At 62.3% G+C, this 24,501-nt stretch carries 23 protein-coding genes; 11 read left to right on the forward strand and 12 right to left on the reverse strand.

Annotated elements, in window-relative coordinates; genetic code table 11:
- The first annotated feature begins 20 nt into the window (after positions 1-20).
- Genes GJB56_RS22270 through GJB56_RS22290 form a run of 5 tightly spaced genes read left to right on the forward strand, consistent with a single transcriptional unit; the run spans position 21 to position 8,419 of the window.
- The gene (locus GJB56_RS22270) at positions 21-608 is read left to right on the forward strand and encodes an NUDIX hydrolase (RefSeq protein ID WP_019746192.1); all 588 of its coding nucleotides are present in this window, start codon (positions 21-23) and stop codon (positions 606-608) included.
- Positions 605-2,959, forward strand: a complete 2,355-nt coding sequence (locus tag GJB56_RS22275; RefSeq protein ID WP_047890106.1) for a DUF6049 family protein — start codon at positions 605-607, stop codon at positions 2,957-2,959. Before GJB56_RS22270 ends, GJB56_RS22275 begins: the two co-directional genes overlap by 4 nt.
- Complete coding sequence (locus GJB56_RS22280; protein WP_113683374.1) at positions 2,956-6,975, forward strand: lipid II flippase MurJ; 4,020 nt, start codon at positions 2,956-2,958, stop codon at positions 6,973-6,975. The genes GJB56_RS22275 and GJB56_RS22280 overlap by 4 nt, the downstream gene beginning before the upstream one ends.
- 47 nt (positions 6,976-7,022) lie before the next feature.
- Entirely contained in the window at positions 7,023-7,649 is a 627-nt protein-coding gene (gene sigM / locus GJB56_RS22285; protein WP_019746195.1) for an RNA polymerase sigma factor SigM, read from the forward strand.
- A 53-nt stretch (positions 7,650-7,702) separates the two neighbouring features.
- Positions 7,703-8,419: a hypothetical protein gene (locus GJB56_RS22290; protein ID WP_113683375.1), complete on the forward strand. Its 717-nt coding sequence runs from the start codon at positions 7,703-7,705 to the stop codon at positions 8,417-8,419.
- 9 nt (positions 8,420-8,428) lie between these two features.
- On the opposite strand, the gene GJB56_RS22295 is transcribed toward GJB56_RS22290, so the two are convergent.
- Entirely contained in the window at positions 8,429-8,995 is a 567-nt protein-coding gene (locus GJB56_RS22295) for a helix-turn-helix domain-containing protein (RefSeq protein ID WP_113683376.1), read from the reverse strand.
- 98 nt (positions 8,996-9,093) lie between these two features.
- On the opposite strand from GJB56_RS22295, the gene nox reads away from it, so the two are divergent.
- The 4 genes from nox to GJB56_RS22315 all read left to right on the forward strand — a co-directional run bounded on the left by nox (position 9,094) and on the right by GJB56_RS22315 (position 13,125).
- Positions 9,094-10,305, forward strand: a complete 1,212-nt coding sequence (nox, locus tag GJB56_RS22300; protein ID WP_113683377.1) for a 4,4'-dithiodibutanoate disulfide reductase — start codon at positions 9,094-9,096, stop codon at positions 10,303-10,305.
- 131 nt (positions 10,306-10,436) lie between these two features.
- Positions 10,437-11,444, forward strand: coding sequence for a thioredoxin-disulfide reductase (gene trxB / locus GJB56_RS22305; protein WP_113683378.1), 1,008 nt, complete (start codon positions 10,437-10,439; stop codon positions 11,442-11,444).
- Between the two features lie 38 nt (positions 11,445-11,482).
- Positions 11,483-11,806 (forward strand): thioredoxin, encoded by a 324-nt coding sequence (trxA, locus tag GJB56_RS22310; protein WP_003942530.1) that lies wholly within the window; start codon positions 11,483-11,485, stop codon positions 11,804-11,806.
- Between the two features lie 128 nt (positions 11,807-11,934).
- Positions 11,935-13,125, forward strand: a complete 1,191-nt coding sequence (locus tag GJB56_RS22315) for an N-acetylmuramoyl-L-alanine amidase (protein ID WP_020909860.1) — start codon at positions 11,935-11,937, stop codon at positions 13,123-13,125.
- A gap of 20 nt (positions 13,126-13,145) precedes the next feature.
- Here the strand turns inward: GJB56_RS22315 and GJB56_RS22320 are convergent, their stop codons facing one another.
- The 4 genes from GJB56_RS22320 to rsmG form a co-directional block, all read right to left on the reverse strand.
- On the reverse strand, positions 13,146-13,829 hold the full coding sequence (locus GJB56_RS22320) for a hypothetical protein (RefSeq protein ID WP_019746201.1): 684 nt from the start codon (positions 13,827-13,829) through the stop codon (positions 13,146-13,148).
- Positions 13,830-14,084: 255 nt separating this feature from the next.
- Positions 14,085-15,125 carry a ParB/RepB/Spo0J family partition protein gene (locus GJB56_RS22325; RefSeq protein WP_070384710.1) on the reverse strand — a complete coding sequence of 347 codons (1,041 nt, stop codon included), beginning with the start codon at positions 15,123-15,125 and terminating at the stop codon, positions 14,085-14,087.
- Position 15,126: 1 nt separating this feature from the next.
- Positions 15,127-16,131, reverse strand: coding sequence for a ParA family protein (locus GJB56_RS22330; protein ID WP_020971488.1), 1,005 nt, complete (start codon positions 16,129-16,131; stop codon positions 15,127-15,129).
- An 81-nt stretch (positions 16,132-16,212) separates the two neighbouring features.
- Positions 16,213-16,893, reverse strand: a complete 681-nt coding sequence (rsmG, locus tag GJB56_RS22335) for a 16S rRNA (guanine(527)-N(7))-methyltransferase RsmG (protein WP_019746204.1) — start codon at positions 16,891-16,893, stop codon at positions 16,213-16,215.
- 716 nt (positions 16,894-17,609) lie between these two features.
- On the opposite strand from rsmG, the gene GJB56_RS22340 reads away from it, so the two are divergent.
- A complete protein-coding gene (locus GJB56_RS22340; RefSeq protein ID WP_195849556.1) occupies positions 17,610-17,906 on the forward strand; it encodes a hypothetical protein in 297 nt (98 codons plus the stop codon).
- Positions 17,907-18,050: 144 nt separating this feature from the next.
- On the opposite strand, the gene GJB56_RS22345 is transcribed toward GJB56_RS22340, so the two are convergent.
- From GJB56_RS22345 to rpmH, 7 genes are all read right to left on the reverse strand, one after another.
- Positions 18,051-18,536 carry a DUF6301 family protein gene (locus GJB56_RS22345; RefSeq protein ID WP_060938752.1) on the reverse strand — a complete coding sequence of 162 codons (486 nt, stop codon included), beginning with the start codon at positions 18,534-18,536 and terminating at the stop codon, positions 18,051-18,053.
- A 258-nt stretch (positions 18,537-18,794) separates the two neighbouring features.
- On the reverse strand, positions 18,795-19,121 hold the full coding sequence (locus GJB56_RS22350) for a hypothetical protein (protein ID WP_020971491.1): 327 nt from the start codon (positions 19,119-19,121) through the stop codon (positions 18,795-18,797).
- Positions 19,122-19,243: 122 nt separating this feature from the next.
- Positions 19,244-19,807, reverse strand: a complete 564-nt coding sequence (locus GJB56_RS22355; protein WP_003942504.1) for a Jag family protein — start codon at positions 19,805-19,807, stop codon at positions 19,244-19,246.
- Between the two features lie 20 nt (positions 19,808-19,827).
- A complete protein-coding gene (gene yidC / locus GJB56_RS22360; protein WP_019746208.1) occupies positions 19,828-20,934 on the reverse strand; it encodes a membrane protein insertase YidC in 1,107 nt (368 codons plus the stop codon).
- A 4-nt stretch (positions 20,935-20,938) separates the two neighbouring features.
- A complete protein-coding gene (gene yidD / locus GJB56_RS22365; protein WP_007729147.1) occupies positions 20,939-21,319 on the reverse strand; it encodes a membrane protein insertion efficiency factor YidD in 381 nt (126 codons plus the stop codon).
- On the reverse strand, positions 21,316-21,696 hold the full coding sequence (gene rnpA / locus GJB56_RS22370) for a ribonuclease P protein component (protein WP_019746209.1): 381 nt from the start codon (positions 21,694-21,696) through the stop codon (positions 21,316-21,318). The genes yidD and rnpA overlap by 4 nt, the downstream gene beginning before the upstream one ends.
- Before the next feature lie 26 nt (positions 21,697-21,722).
- Positions 21,723-21,866 (reverse strand): 50S ribosomal protein L34, encoded by a 144-nt coding sequence (gene rpmH / locus GJB56_RS22375; protein WP_003942540.1) that lies wholly within the window; start codon positions 21,864-21,866, stop codon positions 21,723-21,725.
- A 780-nt stretch (positions 21,867-22,646) separates the two neighbouring features.
- On the opposite strand from rpmH, the gene dnaA reads away from it, so the two are divergent.
- Positions 22,647-24,209, forward strand: a complete 1,563-nt coding sequence (gene dnaA / locus GJB56_RS22380) for a chromosomal replication initiator protein DnaA (protein WP_003942491.1) — start codon at positions 22,647-22,649, stop codon at positions 24,207-24,209.
- Positions 24,210-24,501 lie beyond the last annotated feature (292 nt).

Genomic DNA, 24,501 nt, shown 5'->3' on the forward strand with positions numbered 1-24,501 from the left:
GGCCAACTAGTATCGATGAGGTGTCTGGTGCCGAACGAACAAACAGGAGTCGCCGCAACCCGCGGCGTCGACCTGCCGTCGGCAACCCCGATAAACCTTTGATGCGAACCGTCCGTGAAACTTCTGCGGGCGGCTTGGTCGTCGATGGCTGGGGCGGACCTCCCGAACGCCTCTGCGCTGCACTGATCGGCCGAACCGACCGCCGCGGACGCCTGCTCTGGTCGCTACCCAAGGGCCATATCGAGCAAGGTGAGACGGCCGAACAGACCGCAATGCGTGAGGTCGAAGAAGAAACCGGTATCCAGGGAACCGTCCTGGCACCGCTGGGCAGCATCGACTACTGGTTCGTGACCGAAGGTCGACGCGTCCACAAGACCGTGCACCACTATCTCCTCCGCTTTCTCGGCGGTGAACTCTCCGACGAGGACATCGAGGTCACCGAAGTCGCCTGGGTGCCGCTGACGGAACTGCACAAGCGACTCGCATACGCCGACGAGCGCAAGCTGGCCGAACTTGCATCGCAGATGATCGCTGAAATGCCGCGACCTGAAATGCACCGACCTGAAATCCCGCGAGTACAGCACCCGAAGGAACCGGACGCCGGATGAGAATGGCTCTGCGGCGGGCCGGTGTGGCCGCTTTGGTGATGGCCGCTGTCGGTTTCGGGCCCGCGACGACGGCCGTCTCCTGGGCCGCTCCGTCCAGCCAGCCCAGTGAGCGTGCACCGGCGCGAAACACCAACGATGCCAAATTTCTGCAGCTGACCATCGACTCCACCGCACCGACCACCGTGACGACAACCAGCGACCGCAACGTCGTGGTCAAGGGCACGGTGAAGAACGTCGGTGACCGTCCCGTCGAGGACGTCGGAGTGAGGCTGCAACGCGCTCCCGCGATCGACTCCAGTTCGGACGTGCGCGCAGCACTCGATTTCGACCAGGCTGTTTTCGACACGGTCGGCGAATTCGACACCGTTGCCACCACCCTCGACACCGGCCAGTCCAAGCAGTTCACACTCACCTTGCCGCTCCGGAGCACAAACGGGTTGTCTCTCGACATCACCGAACCGGGCGTCTACCCGATGCTCGTCAACGTGAACGGCACCCCGGAATACGGCGGGGCCGCCCGACTCGACGACGCACGCTTCCTGCTCCCAGTGCTCGGTGTGCCGGCCGCGGCCGAATCGAACGCCACATCCGGAACACCCAGTTCGTCGGCGACGGCCGTCGTTCCCCCCGACACGTCCGCCCCGATCGGCGTCACGCTCATGTGGCCGCTGGCCGACGCGCCACGACTCGTCGGCGGAATCCCGGGCGCGGTCAACGAGCCCGTGCGCCTGATCGACGACGAACTCGCCACCGAACTTTCCGACGGCGGGCGCCTGGACGCGTTGGTCGATGCGGTGGAGAACGCCACCAAGCCCGAGAGCGACACCGATCGCCGCGTCACGGATGCGCTCTGCCTGGCAATCGACCCCGACCTTCTGATCACCGTCGAGAACATGACTCGCGGATACCTCGTGGCCGACAACTCGTCAGATCCCACCGGACCGTCGCACGAAGGCCGTGGCAGCGACGCCGCCAACCAATGGCTCGGCCGGGTGAAGACCCTCGCGTCCTCGATGTGCACTACGGCGGTTCCGTTCGCGCAGGCCGATCTCGCCGCGGTCACCTCGGTGGCCAATCCGGAGTTGACGGCTACCGCGCTCGCACGCCCGGCAGACATCGTCGACAACATCCTCGGCGTGACGTCACTGCGAGATTTCGTCTGGCCGGATTCGGGTGTCCTCGACTCGGCCACCGCAGAGGTGCTGAGCGTGAATCCCACCACAGCGATGGTGGCTGACACCTCCGTCGACTCGGCAGCCCCGCAACTGTCGTCGCGGATAACCGGCTCACTCGACGCGCTTGCGTTCGACACCTCGGCAGCCGCAGCCTTGGCCGCCACCGGCTCGGAGCCGCAGGTCCCGTCGTACATCCCCGACGACACCGCGCCGACCATCGACATCGAATCGCGCAGCGCCCGGCGTCAGGACGCGCTGGGAGCGATGGCCTGGGCCGCGCTGACGCCGACCTCTCTGCCGCGCAATCAGATTTTCGCGCCGCCGCAACTGTGGACCGCGGACAGCAACGACGCCACCGCCGTGCTCTCGATGCTCGCGACCCTCATTCGCTCTGGCCTCGCCTCACCTCAGGCCCTGCCCGCACTACTCGGCAGACAACCGGGGGCCACTGACGCCGCCACGCTCGACTACCCGGACCGAGCCACCCAGGACGGTCCGCAGACGTCCGTCGTCGAGACCGCAACCACCCAACTTCCGCGTATCGACGGGCTCGAAGCATCGCTCGTGGACGATCCGGCGGCTTCGCTCACCCCCCGGGGATTCACGGCACCGCTCCGCGAAGATCTACTTCGCTCGATGACCTTGGCGGATCGCCGCAACGTCGACTCCGCATCGGTCAATCGGGCGGAGCGGGCTGCGACCATCCGCGCCGACAACGTCACCGAAGCCGTCGACGGGATGTACCGGGCCGTCAGTGTGGTGTCGCCGGGCGGCGTCTACACCCTCGCGTCGGGGCAGAGTCCGCTCCTGCTGGTGGCGCGCAACGAGTTGCCCATCGCCATCAACGTCGACCTGCGTGTGGAAGCCCCACCCGAGATGCAGATCAGTGACATCGGTCCCAAACAGCTGCCGCCGCGAGGTAGCCGACAGTTGACTGTGCCCGCGGAAATGAACGATTCTCGCAAGCTGGAAGTCAACTTCTCGCTGACCACGACAGATGGCCGCCAATTGGGTACGCCGACCAGCGTGACCGTACGGTCGAATGCGTACGGTCGTCCCCTGGCCGCCGTGACGGCGACAGCGGGAGGGTTGCTGCTGTTCCTGGCAGGGCGACGGCTGTGGCATCGATTCAAGGGTCAGCCGGACCCAGCAGATGAAGGGTACGAACGCTCATGACCGGGAATCCACCCGAGGAGGGTCGCCGCTCGGCGATCACCCGCAAGAGTGCCACGACCCGTTCGCATCCTCGGATGCCACCGTGGGAGCGCGGCTACCCGATTCAGCCGGTCAACCCGGACGCACGTTTCGACGACGCACCCACCATGACCATCCCGGTGATCCGCGACTATCCCAGATATCGCGAAGCCGAGATGGAATTCGCCGATCGGCAGGCGACAAAGTCGGACGAGTTCGATACCGACGCGCACGCCCTGGTCGGTGATCGTAAGGAGACGAACTCCCGCCTCCTCGCGGCGACGGGTTCCATCGCGATCGCGACGCTGACGAGCCGCATCACGGGGTTCGCCAAGCAGTTGATGATCCTGATGGTCCTCGGCCCGGCCATCGCCAGTTCGTTCACCGTGGCCAGCCAGATCCCGAACATGATCGCGGAGCTCGTCTTGGGCGCCGTTCTGACCGCGATCGTCGTCCCCGTGCTGGTCCGCGCCGAGCGGGAGGACGCCGATCACGGCGAAGCGTTTGTCCGACGCCTCTTCACGGCGTCGCTCGTCCTACTGGGCATGGCCGCGCTGCTCGCGACCCTGGCAGCGCCCGTACTCACCAAATACGTCTTCCTGTCCGAAGACGGCAAGGTCAGCACCGACCTGACCACGGCGCTGTCGTATCTACTTCTGCCGGCGATCCTGTTCTACGGGCTGTCGGCACTGTTCACAGCGTTTCTGAACACCAGGCAGATCTTCAAGCCCGGAGCCTGGGCTCCTGTACTCAACAACGTCGTCGTCCTCGTGGTGCTCGTGGTCTACCGCCTGACTCCGGGCGAGATCTCGCTTGATCCGGTCTCGATGGGCGACGCCAAGCTGCTCACCCTCGGCATCGGCATCACCATCGGCGTCATCGTGCAGGCAGCCAGCCTGATCCCCGCACTTCGCCGCGAGAAGATCTCGCTCAAGCCGCTGTGGGGCCTCGACGATCGCCTGCGCCAGTTCGGCGGCATGGCCGTCGCCATCGTCTTGTACGTCCTGATCAGCCAGATGGGCATGATCTTCGCGACCAAGATTTCCTCACATGCCGACGAAGCCGGCCCTGCCATCTACAGCCAGGCCTGGTTGCTCCTGCAACTCCCGTACGGCGTGCTCGGAGTGACGGTTCTGACCGCGATCATGCCGCGCCTGAGCCGCAACGCTGCGGCCGACGACACCCCGGCCGTCGTGGACGATCTGTCGGTCGCAACGCGTCTGACCATGATCACGCTGGTTCCGATCATCATGTTCCTGACCTTCATGGGTCCGCAGGTCGGTGAAGCGCTCTACGGTTACGGCCGCTTCGGACCCGAACAGGCCGAACGACTCGGCACCGCTGTGAGCTGGTCGGCATTCACGTTGATTCCGTACGCGCTGGTCCTGATCCAACTTCGTGTGTTCTACGCCCGCGAACAAGCCTGGACGCCGACGTGGATCGTTCTCGGCATCACTGCAGTGAAGATCGCTTTCTCGGCGCTCGCTCCGGTCTTCGCCTCCAACAGCGATCAGGTCGTGATCCTGCTCGGTGCGGCCAACGGTCTCGGATACATCACCGGCGCCGTCATCGGCGGATACCTCCTGCACCGCAGCCTCGGAAACCTGCAGATGGCCAACGTGGGCAAGACAGTCTGGTCCGTCGTACTCGCCTCGCTGGCCGGTTCGCTGACCATGCTCGCGGTCGACCGCGTCCTCGGATTCGATCAACTCACCGAGCGTTTCGGCGGACCCGGCTCGATGGTTCGCGTCGCCGTCGGCGGCATCCTGATGCTCGCGATCACCTTCACGATTCTCTACTTCAAGAAGGTTCCGGAAGTTCTGTCGGTAACGGTTGCGGTCTCCCGCAAGATTCGTTCACTGACAGGTCGCGCCGAACCGGACACACGTAACAACACCGACGACGACGTCACCGAGCTGATTCCTGCAATCAGAACGGAATCAAACGAGCAAGAACGACCGGGTGCGCTCCCGTACCCTGGTCATGGGCGTACAGGATCGCAACCCGCGCGTATTCGGGGACAGGCTATCGATGGAGAAGGAGCGAGGGTGAGCGACGACAACGTTTCCGGCAACAAGAGTGCCGGGACTTCTGCCGTGAAAGCGTCCGAACAGAAGTCAACGGCATCGTCGGGCACACCTGCATCCACGAGTTCCTCCGCATCTGCCGGCCAGAAGCCACAGCAGGGTCAGAGGCCACAGCAGCCCGCGCAGCGGCCGGTCCAGAAGCCACAGCAGGGCCAGAAGCCACAGCCGCCGGTGCAGAAGGCCGCACCGCCGGTGCCTCCGGTTAGTGTGTCGAAGACACCTTCGGCTCCCGTGTCGAAGACACCTTCAGCACCTGTGTCGAAGACACCCGCGCCGAAGACGCCTGCTCCGGACAAGAAGGCACCCGAACCTCAGAAGACGGCTGCAGCTCAGACACCGCCGCCCGCTGCGCCTCGCACACCTGCCGCCGGATCCGCAGCACGACCGGCCCAGCGACCGATGCCCCGTGGACCCAAGCTCATCCCGGGCGCCTCTGTCGCCGGCGGACGCTACCGTCTGCTCGCGCCGCACGGCGGAACCCGCGGACTGCAGTTCTGGGAAGCTCTCGACGTCAAGCTCGACCGTGAAGTAGCCCTGACGTTCGTCGACGCCGATCAGCGCGGTGACGACGACAGCCAGTCCGGACCGCAGGCGGTTCTCTCGCGCACACTGCGCCTGGGAAGGATCAACTCGCCCGGTCTGGCTCGCGTCCTCGACGTCGTCCGCGGAAGTTCGGGCGGCATCGTCGTCGCCGAATGGACTCCCGGCCGCTCGCTGCGTGAGATGGCCGAGACCACGCCGTCACCGATCGGTGCAGCCCGCGCCATCCGCGCCCTCGCGGCCGCTGCCGAAGCTGCTCACCGCACCGGCGGCGCGCTGTCCATCGATCACCCGGACCGCGTTCGCATCAGCATCAACGGTGACGCCGTACTGGCGTTCCCGGCGACGCTTGCCGACGCCGATTCCACCAGCGACGTCCGCGGTCTCGGCGCCATGCTGTACTCGCTCATCACGGCGCGCTGGCCGCTCGCCGATCCGTCCGCCGGTCCCGTCGGTGGTTTGCTTCCCGCCGGCCGCGGCGCCGACGGCAACATCGTCGAACCTCGGGTCGTCCGTCCGGAGGTCCCGTTCGACATCTCGGCCGTGGCAGTTCGAGCGTTGCAGTCGGAGAGTGGAATCCGCACTGCTGCCACCGTGCAGCACATTCTCGATCAGGCGTCCGTCGTCAACGACAAGACGGAAATGATTCCGGCACTTCGTCTCGGCCACCGCGAACAGGGAGCGTCGGGTCACGCACTGAACGACCCCGAAGCCATCGAGGCCGAGAAGAAGAAGTCGACGCGGATGCTCGCGGCACTGACGGCGCTCGGTGTCTTCACCGTGATCGTCCTGATTCTCCTTGTGGTGTGGGTAGCGAGCTTCCTCTCGGGCGGCAGTAACGACACCCCGCTCAGCGAGCAGAGTTTCGGCTTGACCACCGAAGCTACTGCGCCCGAGAACAATTCACCTGCCCCCGCACCGGCGGCCGCAACCGTGCCGGTAGCCGCCTCGGCCGTAACGGTGTTCTCGCCCCAGGGCACGCCGGATCAGCCGGCAACGGCGAAGAACGTCATCGACGGCAATCCGGCCACCGCATGGTCGTCGGACTCGTACTTCCAGCCCTTCCCGTCCCTGAAGAACGGCGTCGGCCTGATGGTGACGCTCGCCGATGCGGCCAACCTGAAAAACATTGCGATCACGTCCGATTCGCCCGGAACCGTCATTGAAATCCGTTCTGCCCCTTCTGCGAATACTTCACTGGATCAGACCAAGGAAATCGGATCCGGTGTACTGAAGAACGGTGTGACCGACATTCCGCTCTCGTCGGACGGCTCGGGTCAGTATGTCCTGGTTTGGATTACGCAGCTCAGCACCGAATCCGGACAAAACCAGACATCCATCTCGGAGATTGCATTCACTGCTGCAAAGTGATCGCCCTTGGCCCTTCTGAAACCTACCGACTGGGCTAATATCCGCCCGTGCACAGTTATCGGGGGGGCACCGGGGGCGGAGCCGGAAATTTCGAATCCAGAAGTTTCGAGAACAAAAATCTCGAGCCGACGGATTTCGAATTGTTGACCGCTCATGTCGCGGGCGATCGACACGCGTTCCGTGAACTACTGGTCCGGCATCAGGATCATCTGTGGCACGTTGCCCGGCGTACGAGTTACTCGGACGAGGACGCGGCAGACGCACTCCAGGAGGGTCTGCTCTCCGCGCACCGCAAGGCGGCGAAGTTCCGCGGCGATGCGGCGGTGCGTAGTTGGCTCCACACCATCGTGGTCAATGCCTGCCTTGACCGGATCCGACGCAACAAATCGCGGGCCGCGTTCTCTCTGTCTTCCGAGAATGCGGAGGAACCCCGTGATCACCGCGATTACGCGGCGGGAGTGGACATGAGCCTGACCGTCGAACAAGCGCTGGCATCGCTGCCCCCTGAGCAGCGCGCTGCCGTCGTCGCCGTCGATGTCGAGGGGTATCCGGTGGCCGAGGCCGCCGAGAGGTTGGGCGTGCCCGTAGGGACCGTGAAGAGTCGCTGCGCCCGCGCGCGCAAGCGCCTCGCCGCCCAGTTGGAGGACTTTCGCGAAGGCGGGAACCATTCGTGAACCGGCCGCGTCCTATCTTGTAAGCGTCCACACCGACTGCCGAGGGAGGGTTCATGACAGATCCGTCTGTTCGCGTTCCGTCGCCTCCGTTTTCGGAGGACCTCTTGGCGGATCTTCACGCCGGGGTTCTCGATCCCCAAACCAGTGCAGCTCTGTGGCCGCTGGTACACGCAGACGCCGACGCCCATGCATTTGTCACTACTCTCGACAGCGTCACAGCATCACTCGCGACGCTGAACTCGCGCGAGGCCTCTCACGAACGGATTCCGAATTCGCTTGCCGAGCGAATCAATTCGGCACTGGATCTACAGTCCGGCCAGGTCGAGCCGTCAGCAGGGACAACCGTCGTGCCGTTCCGGCGACGCCCACAAGCGTGGCTGCTCGGTGCCGCAGCAGCCGTGTTGGTGGCCTTCGTGATCGTTGTGATCGGAACCCGAGATTCCGAACCTGCCGAAAGCGTTGTCGCTCAACCAAGCACATCGGTGACATCTGCTGTCGACGATCCGGATTCGGCGTCCCTGCTTTCACTCATCGGATCCAAAAACCTTGGACCACTGGATGATCCGTCCAGGCTTGCCGGCTGCCTGAGCGCCAATGGCATCGACGAGGGCAGGCCGGTGCTCGGTTCGGGTGAGGTTCGCATCGACGGTGCACCGGCGATAGTCCTACTCTTCACAGGATCGCAGCCGCGTCAGATCACTGCACTCACTGTTGGCATCAACTGCAGCGACGGGAATCCGAATACGTTGTCGGTCAAGAACATCGGCTGACGTCGATGGTCAGCGCGGTATTGCCGCCGGTAGCAGGAGCTCGAGGATTCTCCCGCGCAACGCATCCGTATCGTCCTCGACCGCTATCAGACTCGAAAACATCGCTGCTCCGGCCGCCAATACCAGCACGGCCTTGGCATCGAGCAGTGCCGATTCGGGATCTTCGGCGTTCTGAAGGAACAGTTGCGTGCTCGGCCCACTGAAACCGCGCCACAATTCGTTGCGTAGGTCGTCATGGTCGCGCAGCGCAGCCAGCAGTCCCGGCGACGCAGCACGAACCTCGGGCCGCGAGAAGAGCTGAGCACTTCCCTCCACCACCCAACGGATCCAGCCGTCGCGATCGGTGCCCTCGAACGGTGTCAGGTCTGGTGTCGCACCCAGGATCGACCCGAGAACTAGATGTGCCTTCGACGGCCATCGTCGTGACATCGAGGCTCGGCTGACCCCTGCCCGTGCCGCGATCGCCCGGAGACTGAGTTGCTCCCATCCGACCTCGAGGAGCATCGCTCGGGTGACCTCGAGGACTGTGTCGTCGATGCGTGGGTCTCGTGGGCGACCTGATCCTGTGGCGTTCATCGTGTCGAATTGTCGGACAGATTGGGAGTAGGCGCTATATCGTCGTAGTTACGAGTCCACTGGCATCGTAAAGATCAGGCCGCCGCAGGAAGTTGAAAATGACCACAGCGCCCACACCGTCGATATTCGAACCCGCACGTCTCGGCCCTCTGACCTTGCGCAACCGCATTGTCAAAGCTGCAACGTTCGAGGGCGTCATGCCCCGGGGAGCGGTCTCGGACGATCTGATCAACTTCCACGCCGAAGTGGCCCGGGGCGGGGCCGCGATGACCACCGTCGCCTACTGCGCGGTCTCACCAGGTGGACGAGTCCACCGCGACACCCTTGTCATGGACGAGCGCGCGCTGCCGGGACTACGCAGACTGACCGACGCCGTCCACTCAGAAGGCGCGCTTGCCGCGGCGCAGATCGGCCACGCGGGACTGGTTGCCAACACGCTTTCCAACAAGACGAAGACCCTGGCGCCGTCGACCCGGCTGAGTCCGCCCGCGATGGGCCTCGTCAAAGGCGCGACACTCGCCGAACTCGACGGTGTCGTCTCCGACTTCGAACGGACCGCCCGCGTCGCAGTGGACGCAGGATTCGACGCCATCGAGGTCCATCTCGGTCACAACTATCTACTCAGCTCGTTCATGAGCCCCAATCTGAACAAGCGCCACGACCGATACGGTGGCAGCGTCGCCAAGCGCGCCGAGTATCCGCGTCGAGTCATCGAAGCGGTGCGAGTGGCCGCTGGAACCAGCGTGGCGGTCACCGCGAAATTCAACATGTCCGATGGGGTGCCGAAAGGTCTGTGGCTCGACCAGAGCCTGCCGATCGCCCAGATCCTCGAAGCCGACGGCCATCTGGACGCGATGCAATTGACCGGTGGCAGTTCACTTCTCAACGGAATGTACTTCTTCCGCGGCGAGGTCCCACTGGCTGAGTTTGTCGCCTCCCAACCCAAACTCGTCGGGTATGGGCTGAAGTTCTACGGTCCCAAACTCTTTCCGACGTACCCGTTCGAGGAGGGTTTCTTCCTGCCCTTCGCCCGTCAGTTCCGACAGGCGCTGAGGATGCCACTGATCCTGCTCGGCGGCATCAACCGCGTCGACACCATCGAGCACGCACTGGATGAAGGATTCGAGTTCGTCGCCATGGCGCGCGCACTGCTCAGGGACCCACAACTGGTCAACAAATTTCAGGCCGAGAGCGTCGACGAGGGTCTGTGTATCCACTGCAACAAGTGCATGCCCACCATCTACACCGGCACGCGCTGTGTGGTTCGGGACGCGCTGGTGGTTCGGGAGGCACCGCGCCCCGCCCAGTGAGTCCCGCGCTGTGAGCTGCCGGCTGTGAGCCACTTTCCAGCGGAGTGCGGGAACAACACCCCTTATCCTGGTGTTGATCGGTACGGCTCTCCAAGAAGCGGAGGGTCTGCACTCACTATTGGAAGGCTCGCATGACCACCCAGCTGGAAACCACGCCCGCGGTCCATGACGTCATCATTGTCGGTTCCGGACCGGCCGGCTACACCGCTGGTGTCTACACCGCGCGCGCTGAGCTCCAGCCCCTGCTCTTCGAGGGAACCCAGTTCGGTGGCGCCCTCATGACCACCACCGAGGTCGAGAACTTCCCCGGATTCCGCGAAGGAATCATGGGCCCCGATCTGATGGAACAGATGCGCGAGCAGGCACTGCGCTTCGACACCGACATCCGCACCGAGGACGTCGAGGAGATCGATCTCAGCGGCCCGATCAAGACGGTCGTCGCGAACGGCGAAACCTACGCCGCGCACGCGATCATCCTCGCCATGGGCGCGGCAGCCCGCTACCTGGGCATTCCCGGTGAAGAACGCCTCCTCGGCCGCGGCGTCAGCGCCTGCGCCACCTGCGACGGCTTCTTCTTCCGTGACCAGGACATCGTCGTGGTCGGCGGCGGCGACTCCGCGATGGAAGAAGCAACCTTCCTCACCCGCTTCGCTCGCTCGGTCACCCTGGTGCACCGCCGCGAGGAGTTCCGCGCCTCACGGATCATGCTCGAGCGCGCCAAGGCCAACGAGAAGATCCGCTTCCTGACCGATGCCGAGCCCGTCGAGGTGCTCGGTGAGAACAGCGTCACCGGCCTCGTCGTGCGCGACACCGTCACCGGTGAAACTTCCACACTCGAGATCACCGGCATGTTCGTCGCCATCGGCCACGACCCGCGCAGTGAACTCGTCAAGGGCCAGGTCGATCTCGACGACGCCGGATACGTGCGCGTCGCTCCCGGTTCCACCGCGACCTCCGTCGACGGCGTCTTCGCTGCCGGTGACCTGGTCGATCACACGTACCGTCAGGCGATCACCGCTGCCGGCACCGGATGCTCCGCAGCAATCGACGCCGAACGCTGGCTGGCCGACCGCGGCGACATCACCGCCAACACGCTCGACGCAGCCGGCCACACGGTCGACGTCGTCGGCGCTCCCTGATTCACCAAGCTGTCGTACCCAACCCTCGAGGAGTAACAGTGTCGAATACCGTCACCATCACCGACGATTCCTTCAAGCAGGACGTCCTGGGCAGCGACAAGCCCGTTCTGGTCGATTTCTGGGCAACCTGGTGCGGCCCGTGCAAGATGGTCGCCCCGGTCCTCGAGGAGATCGCCGGCGAGAACAGCGAGAAGCTGACCGTCGCCAAGCTCGACATCGATGCCAACCCCGCGGCCGCGCGCGATTTCCAGGTCATGTCGATCCCGACGATGATCCTGTTCAAGGACGGCAAGCCGATCAAGACGATCGTCGGCGCCAAGGGCAAGGCCGCGCTGCTCAAGGACCTCGCAGACGTTCTCTGACGGCTGGGTGAGCATCGTGGATTCTCGCAATCCACAGAATTTCTGAGATAATCGATCGATGTGCCTGATCGGGTCTACGACCAGGCACATCGATCGAATTCGTTAACCGATCCGAGAGGCTTTCACGCATGCACAGACTCCGACACGGCGATCACGGCCCGGCCGTCGCCGAGATTCGGGGCACATTGACGAAGCTGGGATACCTCCATCACGGAACTTCCGGCATTCGACGTGAAAGCGCCGACGGTGCCCACTGGGTTGCACCCGACGCCATCTTCGATCATCAACTCGACAGCGCCGTTCGTGCCTTCCAGCAGCAGCGTGGGCTTCTTGTCGACGGCATTGTGGGCCCGGCGACCTATCGGTCACTTCGTGAGGCCTCGTACCGCCTGGGTGCCCGTACGTTGATCTACCAGTTGTCCGCGCCGCTGTACGGCGACGACGTCGCAGCGCTGCAGGCAAAACTGCAAGATCTGGGCTTCTACGCAGGCCGGGTCGACGGTTTCTTCGGTCCGCAAACCCACGAATCTCTCTCGTCTTTCCAGCGTGAAATCGGGATCGCCGCCGACGGTATCTGCGGCCCGCAGACACTCCGTTCGCTGGAACTTCTGGGAACCCGCGTCACCGGTGGTTCCCCACATGCGATCAGCGAAGAGGAACTGGTGCGGCGCAAGGGCCCGCAACTGGGCGGTAAGCGCATCGTCATCGATCCCGGCCTCGGCGGGCCGTCGACGGGCAACATCGTCAACGGCATCTCCGAAGCTGACATCCTCTGGGATCTGGCCATGCGACTCGAGGGGCGGATGGCCGCAACCGGGATGGAAACTTTCCTCTCCCGCCCGCACAACGCCGATCCCACCGAGGCCGAGCGCGCACTGACATCCAATGCGTTCGACGCGGATCTGATGATCTCCCTGCGTTGCGACAGCAACTCGAGCCCGTCGGCAAACGGCGTCGCGAGCTTCCACTTCGGAAATTCGCACGGTTCGGTCTCGATGATCGGGCAGGTGTTGACCGGTTTCGTTCAGCGCGAGATCGTTGCGCGAACTCCGTTGCGGGACTGCAGAACTCACGGTCGGACGTGGGAGTTGTTGCGCCTCACCAACATGCCGACGGTGCAGATCGATCTCGGCTACCTGTCCAACGCGTCCGACGTTGCGGTACTGACGAATCCGCGGATGCGGGACACCATTGCCGAAGCCATCTTGATCTCCGTCAAGCGGCTGTACCTGCTGGGTCAAGACGATCAGCCGACCGGCACCTTCACCTTCGCCGAGCTTCTCGCTGAAGAACTTTCGGTAGCCGACCGCATTTCGTAGGTCCTGCGGTCGGCACCTGCTCACACTCTGGCGAGCTCGCTGATCTCCACCATTTCGAGAGCTGCGGCCTTCAGTAGACGGTCGAGGGCTTCTTCGACGTCGACTTTCCATTCGTGATCTCGATTGAGTTCGAGACGAAGCCGCGGATAGCGATGGTGCGGTGCCACGACCTCGAAACCGTAATCCTCGAGGAACTCGGCACTGATCATGCATTCTGCGGGTGAACATTCCAGAGCGGCCGTTGCGCTGGCCACGTCGGAAGCAGGTCCCAAGTCGTCGCTACGGATACCGAATGCCTCGAGCGCACGAACTCCGCGTCGAACCAGATCTGTCACGACAGCGGCCATCAGGCTTGGCCCTAGTTCTTCCTCTATGCCCGAGGGCTCGAGGCGAAGGCTTGTCAGAAGCACTGCGTCCGAGCTGACCGGGCTGGTCGGAAACAGTTGCGCGCGCGGGATCATGCGGGGAGGGGCGTACAACGCACTTCCGAGCGGCTTTCCGTCGCGGACGGCGACCTGTCCGCACGAACCCCACTCGAGCATGACCATCGACAGCCAGGCTTCCTTCTCGAATTCCTGATCGCAGAATCCTCGGGCGTCGTGAAGCGCGCCCGGGTCCATCTCCCAGAACACGCATCGACGCGCATGGGCGGAAAGCTGATCGAGGCTGTCGAGCGTGAGAGAGGTGATGACGTGAGTCGACACTGACTAACTCACTCTCCGTAGGTCCCCGAAGCGGTTTTGATGTTCGCCCGCCGCTTTTTTCTTCTCCAGGATAGGCCAGCTGTACCGAGTCGGCAGTGGCGCGAGAGTTGATCGCTCTAATGTATTGCTGTTCAACATCTTTCGTCCCGGTTCAAGATTTCGAGAAGCTCGGACCACCTATTTTCGTCACTGTGACGAAAATAGGTGGTGTGCCCGGTCATCGTAATTACGTCACCAAACGGGCATCCGAGTTCACTACGTCGATTTCTGCGCTTCCATCATTCCGACGATGCGTTGTAGGTCGTCGACCGAGCCGAATTCGACCACAATCTTTCCCTTCCGCTTGCCCAGACTGACAGTCACCCGGGTGTCGAACGAGTCCGACAACCGCTCGGCTACATCCTGCAGACCCGGCATCACGATGGGCTTGCGCTTCTGCGGGGGAGCGATCTCATTGTCCGCCCGGTTGGCAAGAGTGACGGCTTCCTCCGTCGCGCGAACCGACATTCCTTCGGCGACGATGCGTGCCGCCATGACTTCCTGAGCGTCGGCACCCGCCTCGAGGGACAGCAGTGCGCGAGCATGGCCGGCCGAAAGTACTCCAGCCGCAACGCGGCGCTGAACCGCCACCGGCAGCTTCAGCAGACGAATCATGTTGGTCACGACGGGACGCGAACGTCCGATCCGATTGGCCAATTCTTCGTGGGTTACTTCGAACTCCTCGAGCAACTGCTGATACGCCGCTGCCTCCTCGAGGGGGTTCAACTGCACTCGATGGATGTTCTCGAGGAGCGCGTCGCGCAACATCGAGTCGTCATCGGTTTCACGAATGATCGCCGGAATCTTCTCCAGCCCGGCTTCCTGGCTCGCGCGCCAGCGACGCTCACCCATGACAAGTTGGTACTTGTCACCGTGACGACGGACCACGATCGGCTGCATCAAACCGAATTCACGGATCGAGTGAACCAACTCCGCGAGTGCTTCCTCGTCGAAAACGCTGCGAGGCTGCTTCGGGTTCGTCTCGATCAGGCTCGGTTCGATCTCCAGATAGACCGCGCCGGTCGGCTCGAGTTCGGTCTCCGGCTCAGCTTCCACCGGAGCCTTCGCCGCCGTCGCCTTAGCGGCTTTCGGCGCTTTCGGAGCTGCCTTCGTCGGTGGGGGAGGGGAGGGGTTGCGCTTGTCGACGCCGATTACGACGTCCGCTGCAGCCGAACCCAGACCCGGTGCCGTGGCCGGCCCAGTGGGGATGAGAGCAGCCAAGCCGCGGCCCAATCCACCTTTGCGTGCTTGACTCATCTCACTGCTCCTGGGTCGTCGTGGTGGCAGAGCGGGCGGCAAGTTCTCGTCCGGCGTCGAGGTAACTCATGGCGCCACGTGAACCCGGGTCGTAATCGAGAACTGTCATTCCGTATCCGGGAGCCTCGGACACCTTCACGCTGCGCGGAATCACAGCGCGCAGGACGGCCTCACCGAAGTGTTTGCGTACTTCTTCGGCGACCTGGTCGGCGAGCTTGGTCCGTCCGTCGTACATCGTCAGAAGGACGGTGGAGACATGCAGATCCGGGTTCAGATGAGCCTGGACGAGTTCGATGTTGCGGAGCAACTGACCGACCCCCTCGAGGGCGTAGTACTCGCACTGGATCGGGATCAGGACTTCCTTGGCAGCAACCATCGCGTTGACGGTCAGCAGCCCCAGCGAGGGCGGGCAATCGATGAGGACGAAGTCGACGTCGAGCTCTGCGAGCACCTTGTCGTTGAGCGCGCCTTTGAGTCGATTCTCGCGGGCAACCATGGAGACCAATTCGATCTCGGCGCCCGCCAGATCGATCGTTGCCGGGATGCAGAGAAGGCGCTCACTGTGCGGGCTGGTCTGGATCGCCTCCGGGGCCTTCACTTCGCCTATGAGCAACTCGTAACTGGAGGGGGTGCCCGAGGTATGGACGACGCCCAGAGCCGTGCTGGCGTTGCCCTGAGGGTCCAAATCGACCACGAGGACAGTGAGCCCTTGAAGAGCGAGCGCCGACGCAAGGTTCACCGTGGTCGTCGTCTTACCGACGCCGCCCTTCTGGTTCGCGATGGTGATCACGCGGCGGAACGCCGGCTTCGGCAGCGTCACCGAATGGGGGTGAAGCACCTGGCTCGCTCGATGCGCGGCCGCCCCGATGGGAGTCTCCTCCGAGGAGATCGCCGCGTAGGGGGCGGTGAAATTGTCGTCGTCGTCGTTGACGATCTGATCCGCACCCGCGCTCGTGTGCTGCTTCGGTGTTTCACGTGAAACGGCGGATTCAGATCGACCCGACATTGACTGCTCCTTCGATTGGGAATCGATCACTAGGTGCTCTCATCATCTGTACATTGCTCTCGATTGCATGCGTGTAAATCATCAACGCTGGCGACGCTTCGGGAGACGTTCGGCCTTCACCACCACGGTGGGGGTGCGGAGAATCTTGGCTCCACATTCGAGTATTTCCAATTTACCTGCGCCCAATTTGGTGAGCGCCGTACGGTCCCGCTCGATCTCCTCGGCAGCGCTCGAACCCTTGAGTGCCAGCATCCGACCGTGCTCGTGAATGAGTGGGAGGGACCAACGTGCGAGCTTCTCGAGAGGCGCCACGGCCCGCGAAGTGACCACGTCCGCACCGCCCGCTTCCTTCACAACACCCGATTCCTCGGCTCGCCCTCGGACAACCAATACGTCCAATCCGTTGGACTCGATGAACTCCGCGAGGTACACCGAGCGTCGAAGCAACGGTTCGACCAGAGTCACCTTCAAGTCCGGGCGGGCGATTGCGAGAGGGATACCGGGTAGACCGGCACCGCTTCCAACGTCCACAACCGACTCGCCTTCGGCAATCAACTCACCGATGACGGCACAATTGAGGAGGTGACGCTCCCACAGTCGAGGGACTTCACGGGGACCAATCAGCCCGCGCTCGACACCATCCGTCGCCAGGGATTGGTAATACCGTTCCGCGATCTCATATCTGTCACCGAACACTGCGCGCGCAGTCTCTTGTTCGTCCCAGTCAACCGACGCCGCACCATTCTGTTCCACGTGAAACATCCTCCCGCGTAAACCGCGAAATCAACAATCAAGACCGAAATCATTATCCGCTCTGGAGCCGACATGTGTTCGCTTCTGCACACCGACTCGCTGTGAGTCTGCCGACTCGTTCATTCTTTGGGAAGTATTCGGCCCAAAATTCAAGTGGGGGAGGGGAGGGGTTCACGTTCCACGTGAAACATTGCGCTGATAATTCGCCGAAATCTGACCCGTTTCACGTGAAACATAGCCGGAAGGTCGCATGGAGATAGTAGGTCGATTTTCAATATCATCACAGTGACGAAACTGCCGTAGGTAGTTACATGGATGGAATTCGGGCCCAAAATGGGCAATTTTTTACGAAAAGTGGTTGTAGAGAATTGCTGCCGTCGGACAGCCGAACGGACTCGGTCGGTCTGACGCAATCTGTTGTTCGACGCGGATGAGCTTCGAGTCCAAGTCCCGGACAGCATCGTTATCTCACCGCCGGTTGTTGCGAGCCATACATCCGGCGGCTTGACACTCCTGTTGCGGGACACCGGAGACTTGGCATCACAAACCGCGAATCCAAGGAGCTTCGCATCACAGGATGCGCATGGCGAGTTCGCCTTCGATGTGGATACCGGTGTCGGCGGGAAGATCAAAGTCGAGCAGGGGACCTGCCCGATGCGCAGGATGAATTCCTGCGCCTGGACTCGAAAGCGCTGCAGGCTCTGCGCGATTAAGATCCGCGCTTGGTGCAGGAGTTGTTGGACGGCAAAGACTACGACTACCCGTTGGTGCATACCGAACCCGGAACCAACAAGATCATCGCTCACGAGTTCGATCCGGGCACCGCGAAGTCCTTCCACCTCTTACAGCCCGGATCCGCCCTCATGACGAGACCAGCAGCAGGTGTGGGCGCGACGCCGATCGCGCACACCCCGCGAGTCAACCGAACTCAGGGCGGTCCCGTGATTACCCCGACGCGGTCCGCAGTCTATGAACCGGAGCCCGTGCAGATGAGGTCGATTCCGGTTTGCTTGGCAAAGTAGTCGCCGCCGATCTCACCCCGAAGCCCGCAACAGCATCATCGACTTTGCGTGGCGACGAAGCCCATTCGATGTGAGTGGTCCGATTCGTGTGAGGAGTGCGCAAACCTGTTTCCACACCGGATGCGATCTCGCCGACCTCGATCGCTAGTCCTCGTCCTCCGGTTCGGGCTCATCCATCCATGCCTGATACTTCGGACTCTTCAGAGCGAGGTGGATTGCACTGAAACCCCGGTGCAGTGTGATGACCGCTTTCGGCAGATCCCACCGGATAGTTGCCTCAGGTCCGGGTTCGGCGCTCGTGGCTGTCCCCAGGAGTGCGGTAAATGCCACATCGAGGTTCGTGAACCCCTCGACCAGCAACGGGCGAACTTCTGCCTTGGGAATACCTAGATCTGCCAGGTCCGAGACGAAGATTGAGATGTAGTGCATCGAACGGTTCCGCCTGAACATGTTCGCCTTCGGCCGGCAGACATGAAGGTTCGTTCGTATCGAGCCGCCACCTTGCCTGAGTTCGACGAGTTCCCATCCAGCTTGTGCGCAGAAGGGTTCGAGGTCGTCGACGGCCCAGGTCCAGTCGAATTCTGCGGCGAGGCGGGCGATCCGGGTGGCGCCTTCGATGTCGACGTGCATGTGTGGATGCTAATTCCTTGTTGATCGTTGTTGATGACGCCCCAATCCGGGGGCCGTCGAAGTGAGGGCAGGCGGGTTGTCGGTCATCGGATGCCAGCGCCGAAGGTGACGACCTTGCCAGCAGGCCTGACGACATCAGGTCGGTGATCCATTGTGGCGGCAATCTGGGGCGGAGATCGAGGGCTCGGGGCAACAACCATCGATCCGGTTTCACGTGAAACGAAGGCCGACTATTCCTCCTGAGGGGAGGGGAGGGGCTCACATGTAGTACGGCATGTTGTCGATCGAATATCCGAACATGCACAGTGCACCCCCGACGAACAAGAAGGCAATCGCGAAGCTGAGCATGACCGGTCTCCCGGATCGCCATGCCAGTGCAAGTGGAATGAATACGACGGCGACTACTCCCAGCGGCAACAACCAGCAGAGCCAATACTTCAGACCGCCCGGCGGAAAGGACTGGACTTCCATTTTCTGCTGTAGTTCGAAGACCACGGGCCAATAGCTCAGGCCGCACACGAGCATCCCTATCAAGGCCCCAAGGGTCATCAATCCGAGAGGGAATCCGGAGCGCTCGTTGGACATGTCGACAACGATAGGCACCGGACCTTCACCGTGCCGCCGGATTCGGTTTCACGTGAAACACCTCTCGTACACAAAAGCGGGCCCCGGAAAATCCGGGGCCCGCATTCGATCAGGGGGGAGTGTCAGTCCTTGAGGACAACCACTCGGCGAGACGGCTCAGCGCCTTCGCTCTCGCTGGAAACACCGGCGACCTTGGCGACGGCGTCGTGCACGATCTTGCGTTCGAACGGCGTCATCGGAGCAAGCTCTTCGCGTTCGCCGGTCTCAAGAACACGCTGTGCGGCTTCCGCACCGAGAGCACTGAGTGCCTCGCGGCGGCCCGCCCGCCAGCCGGCGATGTCGAGCATCAAGCGGCTGCGCTCGCCGGTCGACTGCTGAACAGCCAGACGAGTCAGCTCCTGGAGAGCATCCAGAACCTCACCCTTACGTCCCACAAGCTTGGTCAGGTCGTCGCCGCCGTCGATGCTGACGATCGCCCGATCGCCCTCGACGTCAAGGTCGATGTCTCCGTCGAAATCGAGCACGTCGAGCAACTGCTCGAGGTAGTCGCCGGCGATCTCGCCCTCTTCGATCAAATCGTCATCGGAATCGTCGATGTCTACATCCACATCGGTAACCGGCGCAGTGGTCTCGGTGCTCACGTCTGCGTTCTCTCCATCCACAACGATGTCAGCTTCACTGGACATTGGTCGTTCTCTTTCCTGGATCAGCGCCGTTTATTGCGCTTGGGGGAGTTGCCGCGGTTGCTCTGTGGCCGGTTCTGTTTCGGTTTCGAGGTAGAACCACCACTGGAACCCGAGGGCTTCGGCTGTGGCTTCTTGAGCGAAACTTCCGGGGCGTCACCGTCGTCGTCGGCTGAATCCGCGGTCTTCAGCGCAGCCGGGGATCCCTTCTTCTTACCGGGATCGGGACGGGCACCGGGCTTGGGCGCATTGTCGTTGCGGCGAGTGATCGCTTCCTGCTTCTTCGCTTCTTCTTCGGCATCGATCTTGCGGAAGACGAGGTGCTGCTGACCGTAGGTCCAGATGTTGTTCGACACCCAGTACAGGAGGATCGCGATCGGAAGGAACGGTCCACCGACCAGAACGCCGAGCGGGAAGACGTACAGCGCGAGCTTGTTCATGATCGCGGACTGCGGGTTCGCGGCAGCTGCTTCGCTCTGACGGGCAACCGAAGCGCGTGAGTTGAAGTGGGTCGCGATGCTGGCAATGATCATCAACGGAGCGGCCACGAGAATGATGTTCAGGCGTGACGGAAGCTCGGGAACGTTCTCGGTGACATAAGCCTGAAGCTGCGCAACCGGCGTCGTGATCGCGGCCGAGATGGGCGCGCCGAACAGACGAGCATCCAGGAACGACTGGACGTCAGTGGCCGAGAAGACGTAGTTCGGGGTGTTGAGGTTGTCCTCGGCGCTCATGCCCAGCTGGCCCATGCCGGTGCCGGTGCGGTTGAACGAGCGCAGGACGTGGAACAGACCGATGAACACCGGAGCCTGAGCCAAGACCGGGAGACAGCCCATGATCGGGTTGAATCCGTGCTCCTTCTGGAGCTTCTGCATCTCGACGGCCTGGCGCTGACGGTCGCCCGAATACTTCTTCTGCAATGCCTTGATCTGCGGCTGCAGTTCCTGCATCTGGCGGGTCGTGCGGACCTGCTTCACGAACGGCTTGTACAGAACCGCACGCAAGGTGAACACCAGGAACACCACGGAGAGCGCCCAGGCTATTCCGTTGTCCGGGCCGAGAATGAACCCGAAGACCTTGTGCCAGACCCACAGAATCGCGGATACCGGATAGTAAATGAAATTGAGCACGGCTCTAAGTACTCCTCTGTTCGTCCGTCGGACTGTGACACGCTGCGCGTGCTTCCGGACAGCTATGGCGGCTACCCGCATCACGGTCACGACGGGCAGGGACAGGGTCCCACCCTCCAGAATGCCAGGGGGCACACTTCGCCAACCGCACCACAGTCAAGAAAAGGCCTTTGATCGCCCCGTGAGTGCGCAGCGCTTCGACCGCGTATTCACTGCAGGTAGGGGTGAACCGGCAGGTCGGCATCCTCAAGGGCGACACATACGTCCGGTACAACTCGATACAGAAGATGAGAACAGTGGCGGGAGCGCGACGCACAGCCTTCAACACCGTGATGACACGGGAGGCTCTGGGAGTCTCGATCTGCTCAGAGAGCGGAGTACTCATGGCTCTTCACTTACCGACACCAATAGGTTCATTTTGGTCAGGCCCCCACGCAACTGCTTGGCCAGTTCGGCTGAACTGGCGGTAGCTGCGCCCGGAAGTGCGCGGATAACCACGTCCGTCTCCGGCGAAACCTGCCCGACGAAATCTGCACAGATATGACGAAGCCGGCGTGCGACTCGATGTCGAATCACCGCCGGCCCGACAGCCTTGCTCACGATCAGCCCGAAACGGGGACCGTGATTTGTTACTACCAGCGCCTCTACTTGCTCGCGATCGAACGCGTGCACGACAAGGTCGCGTCTTCCCATACGACGCCCGCGTCGCACCGCCACGGAGAAATCCGCGTGGCGACGCAACCGAGACGGCTCAGGCAACACCCCGAGCTCCTGAACTCGAAATCAGATCAGGCGGTGAGGGAATCGCGGCCCTTACGGCGACGCGCCGAAACGATTGCACGACCCGCACGGGTACGCATACGAAGACGGAAGCCGTGAACACGCGCGCGGCGGCGATTATTCGGCTGGAACGTCCGCTTGCCCTTGGCCACGGTCAACACTCCTCGAAGTTCATTGACGCCTCCCGGCGTCATTCAGTGATCGACGCCTTACGGCGCCTTTGGATCCAACAGGTACAGAACAATCAACTTCACTCGTTGTGGCTTGGAAGACCGATCCGACCTGACATATGTAGCCAGCACGAAGCGATCACCACCAGCGGGTGACCGTTCGAGGTTACTTACCACCGTTGCCAAGGTCAAACCAGCCCGATTCGGAGCCCTCTCGCGGCAACCGCGACGACACGCCGATACTTCCATCATTCCGCAGATTCCATTCGCGGTGTGCATACGGCCGTGACCTCGAGCGAGGCGGCAAGTGTGACCTTGGCAACAGTTCCGCTACGGACTGCAGGTGACCTGAAGGCAACCCGGACAGTTCCACCGGCGCATGCTCCCGACAAGGCCTCATCAGCACATACGGGCACGAGCGCCGGACGCGACCCCGAATCCCGAGTTTCCACATTCATCCACAGGGCTGTGAGTGTTGACGCATCCCCGACACCAAGTGGCGAACGCCTCGAGTTCCGACAAAGTTGCAGGTAGATCAATTTCTCGATCACTTTGACGAATTTGGTTGACGAAAAAACCGACTCAGTGCAGGTTTGTCCACATCTGTGGATAATTGTGTGGAAACACAGCCCAGGTGGCATATTCGTAGCCTGTTACGGGGTTCTCACCCCGGGTGGTAATCCACCGAATCATTCGACGCCGCAGCCATACGCTCGGCAGCTGCAGCACACCCACTGTCGGCGAAACACGGGAAGGAACCACGTGAACGACGATCCCAACGCGCTCGCACGGGTCTGGGTCGACGTGGTTGCAGAACTCACGAGTGATGACCCCGGAAGTAATCTTCCGGCTTTGAGCAGCAAGCAGAAGGCATTTGTCCGTCTGGTGAGGCCTCTCACACTTGCTCAGGGTTTTGCACTCCTCTCGGTTCCATCGCCATTTGCTCAAGAGACGATCGAGCGCGATCTACGCGAGCCGATCCTGCAGGCACTCGGACGCCACCTCGGCGGCCAGGTCGAGGGACTCGGTGTCCGCATCGCACTCGAAGACGATGCCGACGCACCCGCCGAACCGGTCGAGGAGCGCACGGGCAGCCGTCAGTTCGAGTCGGTCAACTCATCGGGCGCATACCGTCGGCGCAGATTCACCGAAGGCGACGGAGAACCTTCGGACTCCGAGACTGCCGAGACCGAGGAAGTCGACGACGACCGCGAAGCACTCGCGAGCGTTCACGAATCGTGGCCGTCGTACTTCACGAAGCCGCCCGCTACTCCTTCTGCTTCTGGGTCCGGCGCGAACAGTCTCAACGCGAAGTACACCTTCGACACTTTTGTGATCGGATCGTCCAACCGATTCGCTCATGCCGCTGCCGTCGCGATCGCGGAGGCGCCGGCGCGTGCGTACAACCCCTTGTTCATCTGGGGAGCTTCGGGCCTGGGCAAGACGCACCTTCTTCACGCCGCCGGCCACTACGCACAGCGACTGTTCCCCGGCATGCGGGTCAAGTACGTCTCGACCGAAGAATTCACCAACGACTTCATCAACAGTCTTCGTGACGACCGCAAGGTCGCGTTCAAACGTCGATACCGGGAAACGGACGTCCTGCTGGTCGACGACATCCAGTTCATCGAAGGCAAGGAAGGTATCCAGGAGGAGTTCTTCCATACCTTCAACACCTTGCACAACGCGAACAAGCAGATCGTCGTCTCCTCGGACCGTCCGCCCAAGCAGTTGGCAACCCTCGAGGAGCGTCTGCGGACGCGCTTCGAATGGGGCCTGATCACCGACGTTCAGCCGCCTGAGCTCGAGACGCGTATCGCGATTCTGAGCAAGAAGGCGAGGATGGATCGCCTCGAGGTCCCGCACGATGTCCTCGAGTTGATCGCCAGCCGTATCGAGCGCAACATTCGTGAACTCGAGGGCGCGTTGATCCGCGTCACCGCTTTTGCCTCGCTCAACCGCCAGCCGTTGGATCTGACGTTGGCCGAGGTGGTCCTGCGCGATCTGATGCCCGATTCGTCGAGCCTCGAGATCAACGCGGCGACGATCATGGCGGTGACGGCCGAATACTTCAACATGTCGATCGACGACCTGTGTGGGCCGGGTAAGGCCCGGCCACTCGCTCAGGCCCGCCAGATCTCGATGTATTTGTGCCGTGAGCTCACTGATTTGTCATTGCCGAAGATCGGTCAGACGTTCGGCCGTGACCACACGACGGTCATGTACGCCGACAAGAAGATCCGTAAGGAAATGACGGAACGCCGCAAGGTGTACGACCAGGTTCAGGAGTTGACCGCAAGGATCAAGCAGCGCTCCAAGCGTTGATCTGCACTTATTTCGATCGATGCCGCTCGAGGCAGAGGTTTCCCTCGAGCGGCATCGGTGTATTCGAAGGGTTACACGTGCGGTCCCCTCGAGGGCGGTTGTCCACCTCGAGGGACGACACGCCGGAGTCGGACACGCCGATGAGAACAAACTCTTCGTTTCTTGTGAAAAGTATTCACATCTGTGGATAACTGTGTTGATAACTCCGAAAGTCTGTGGAGTTCTCGAGGAGGAATCCGAAAACTTTCAGAGAGTGCACAGAGGGGGTCGATTGGTCCTCGAGTCTGTCCTC

This window comes from Rhodococcus sp. AQ5-07, assembly GCF_009707305.1.
GTDB lineage: Bacteria > Actinomycetota > Actinomycetes > Mycobacteriales > Mycobacteriaceae > Rhodococcus_F > Rhodococcus_F erythropolis.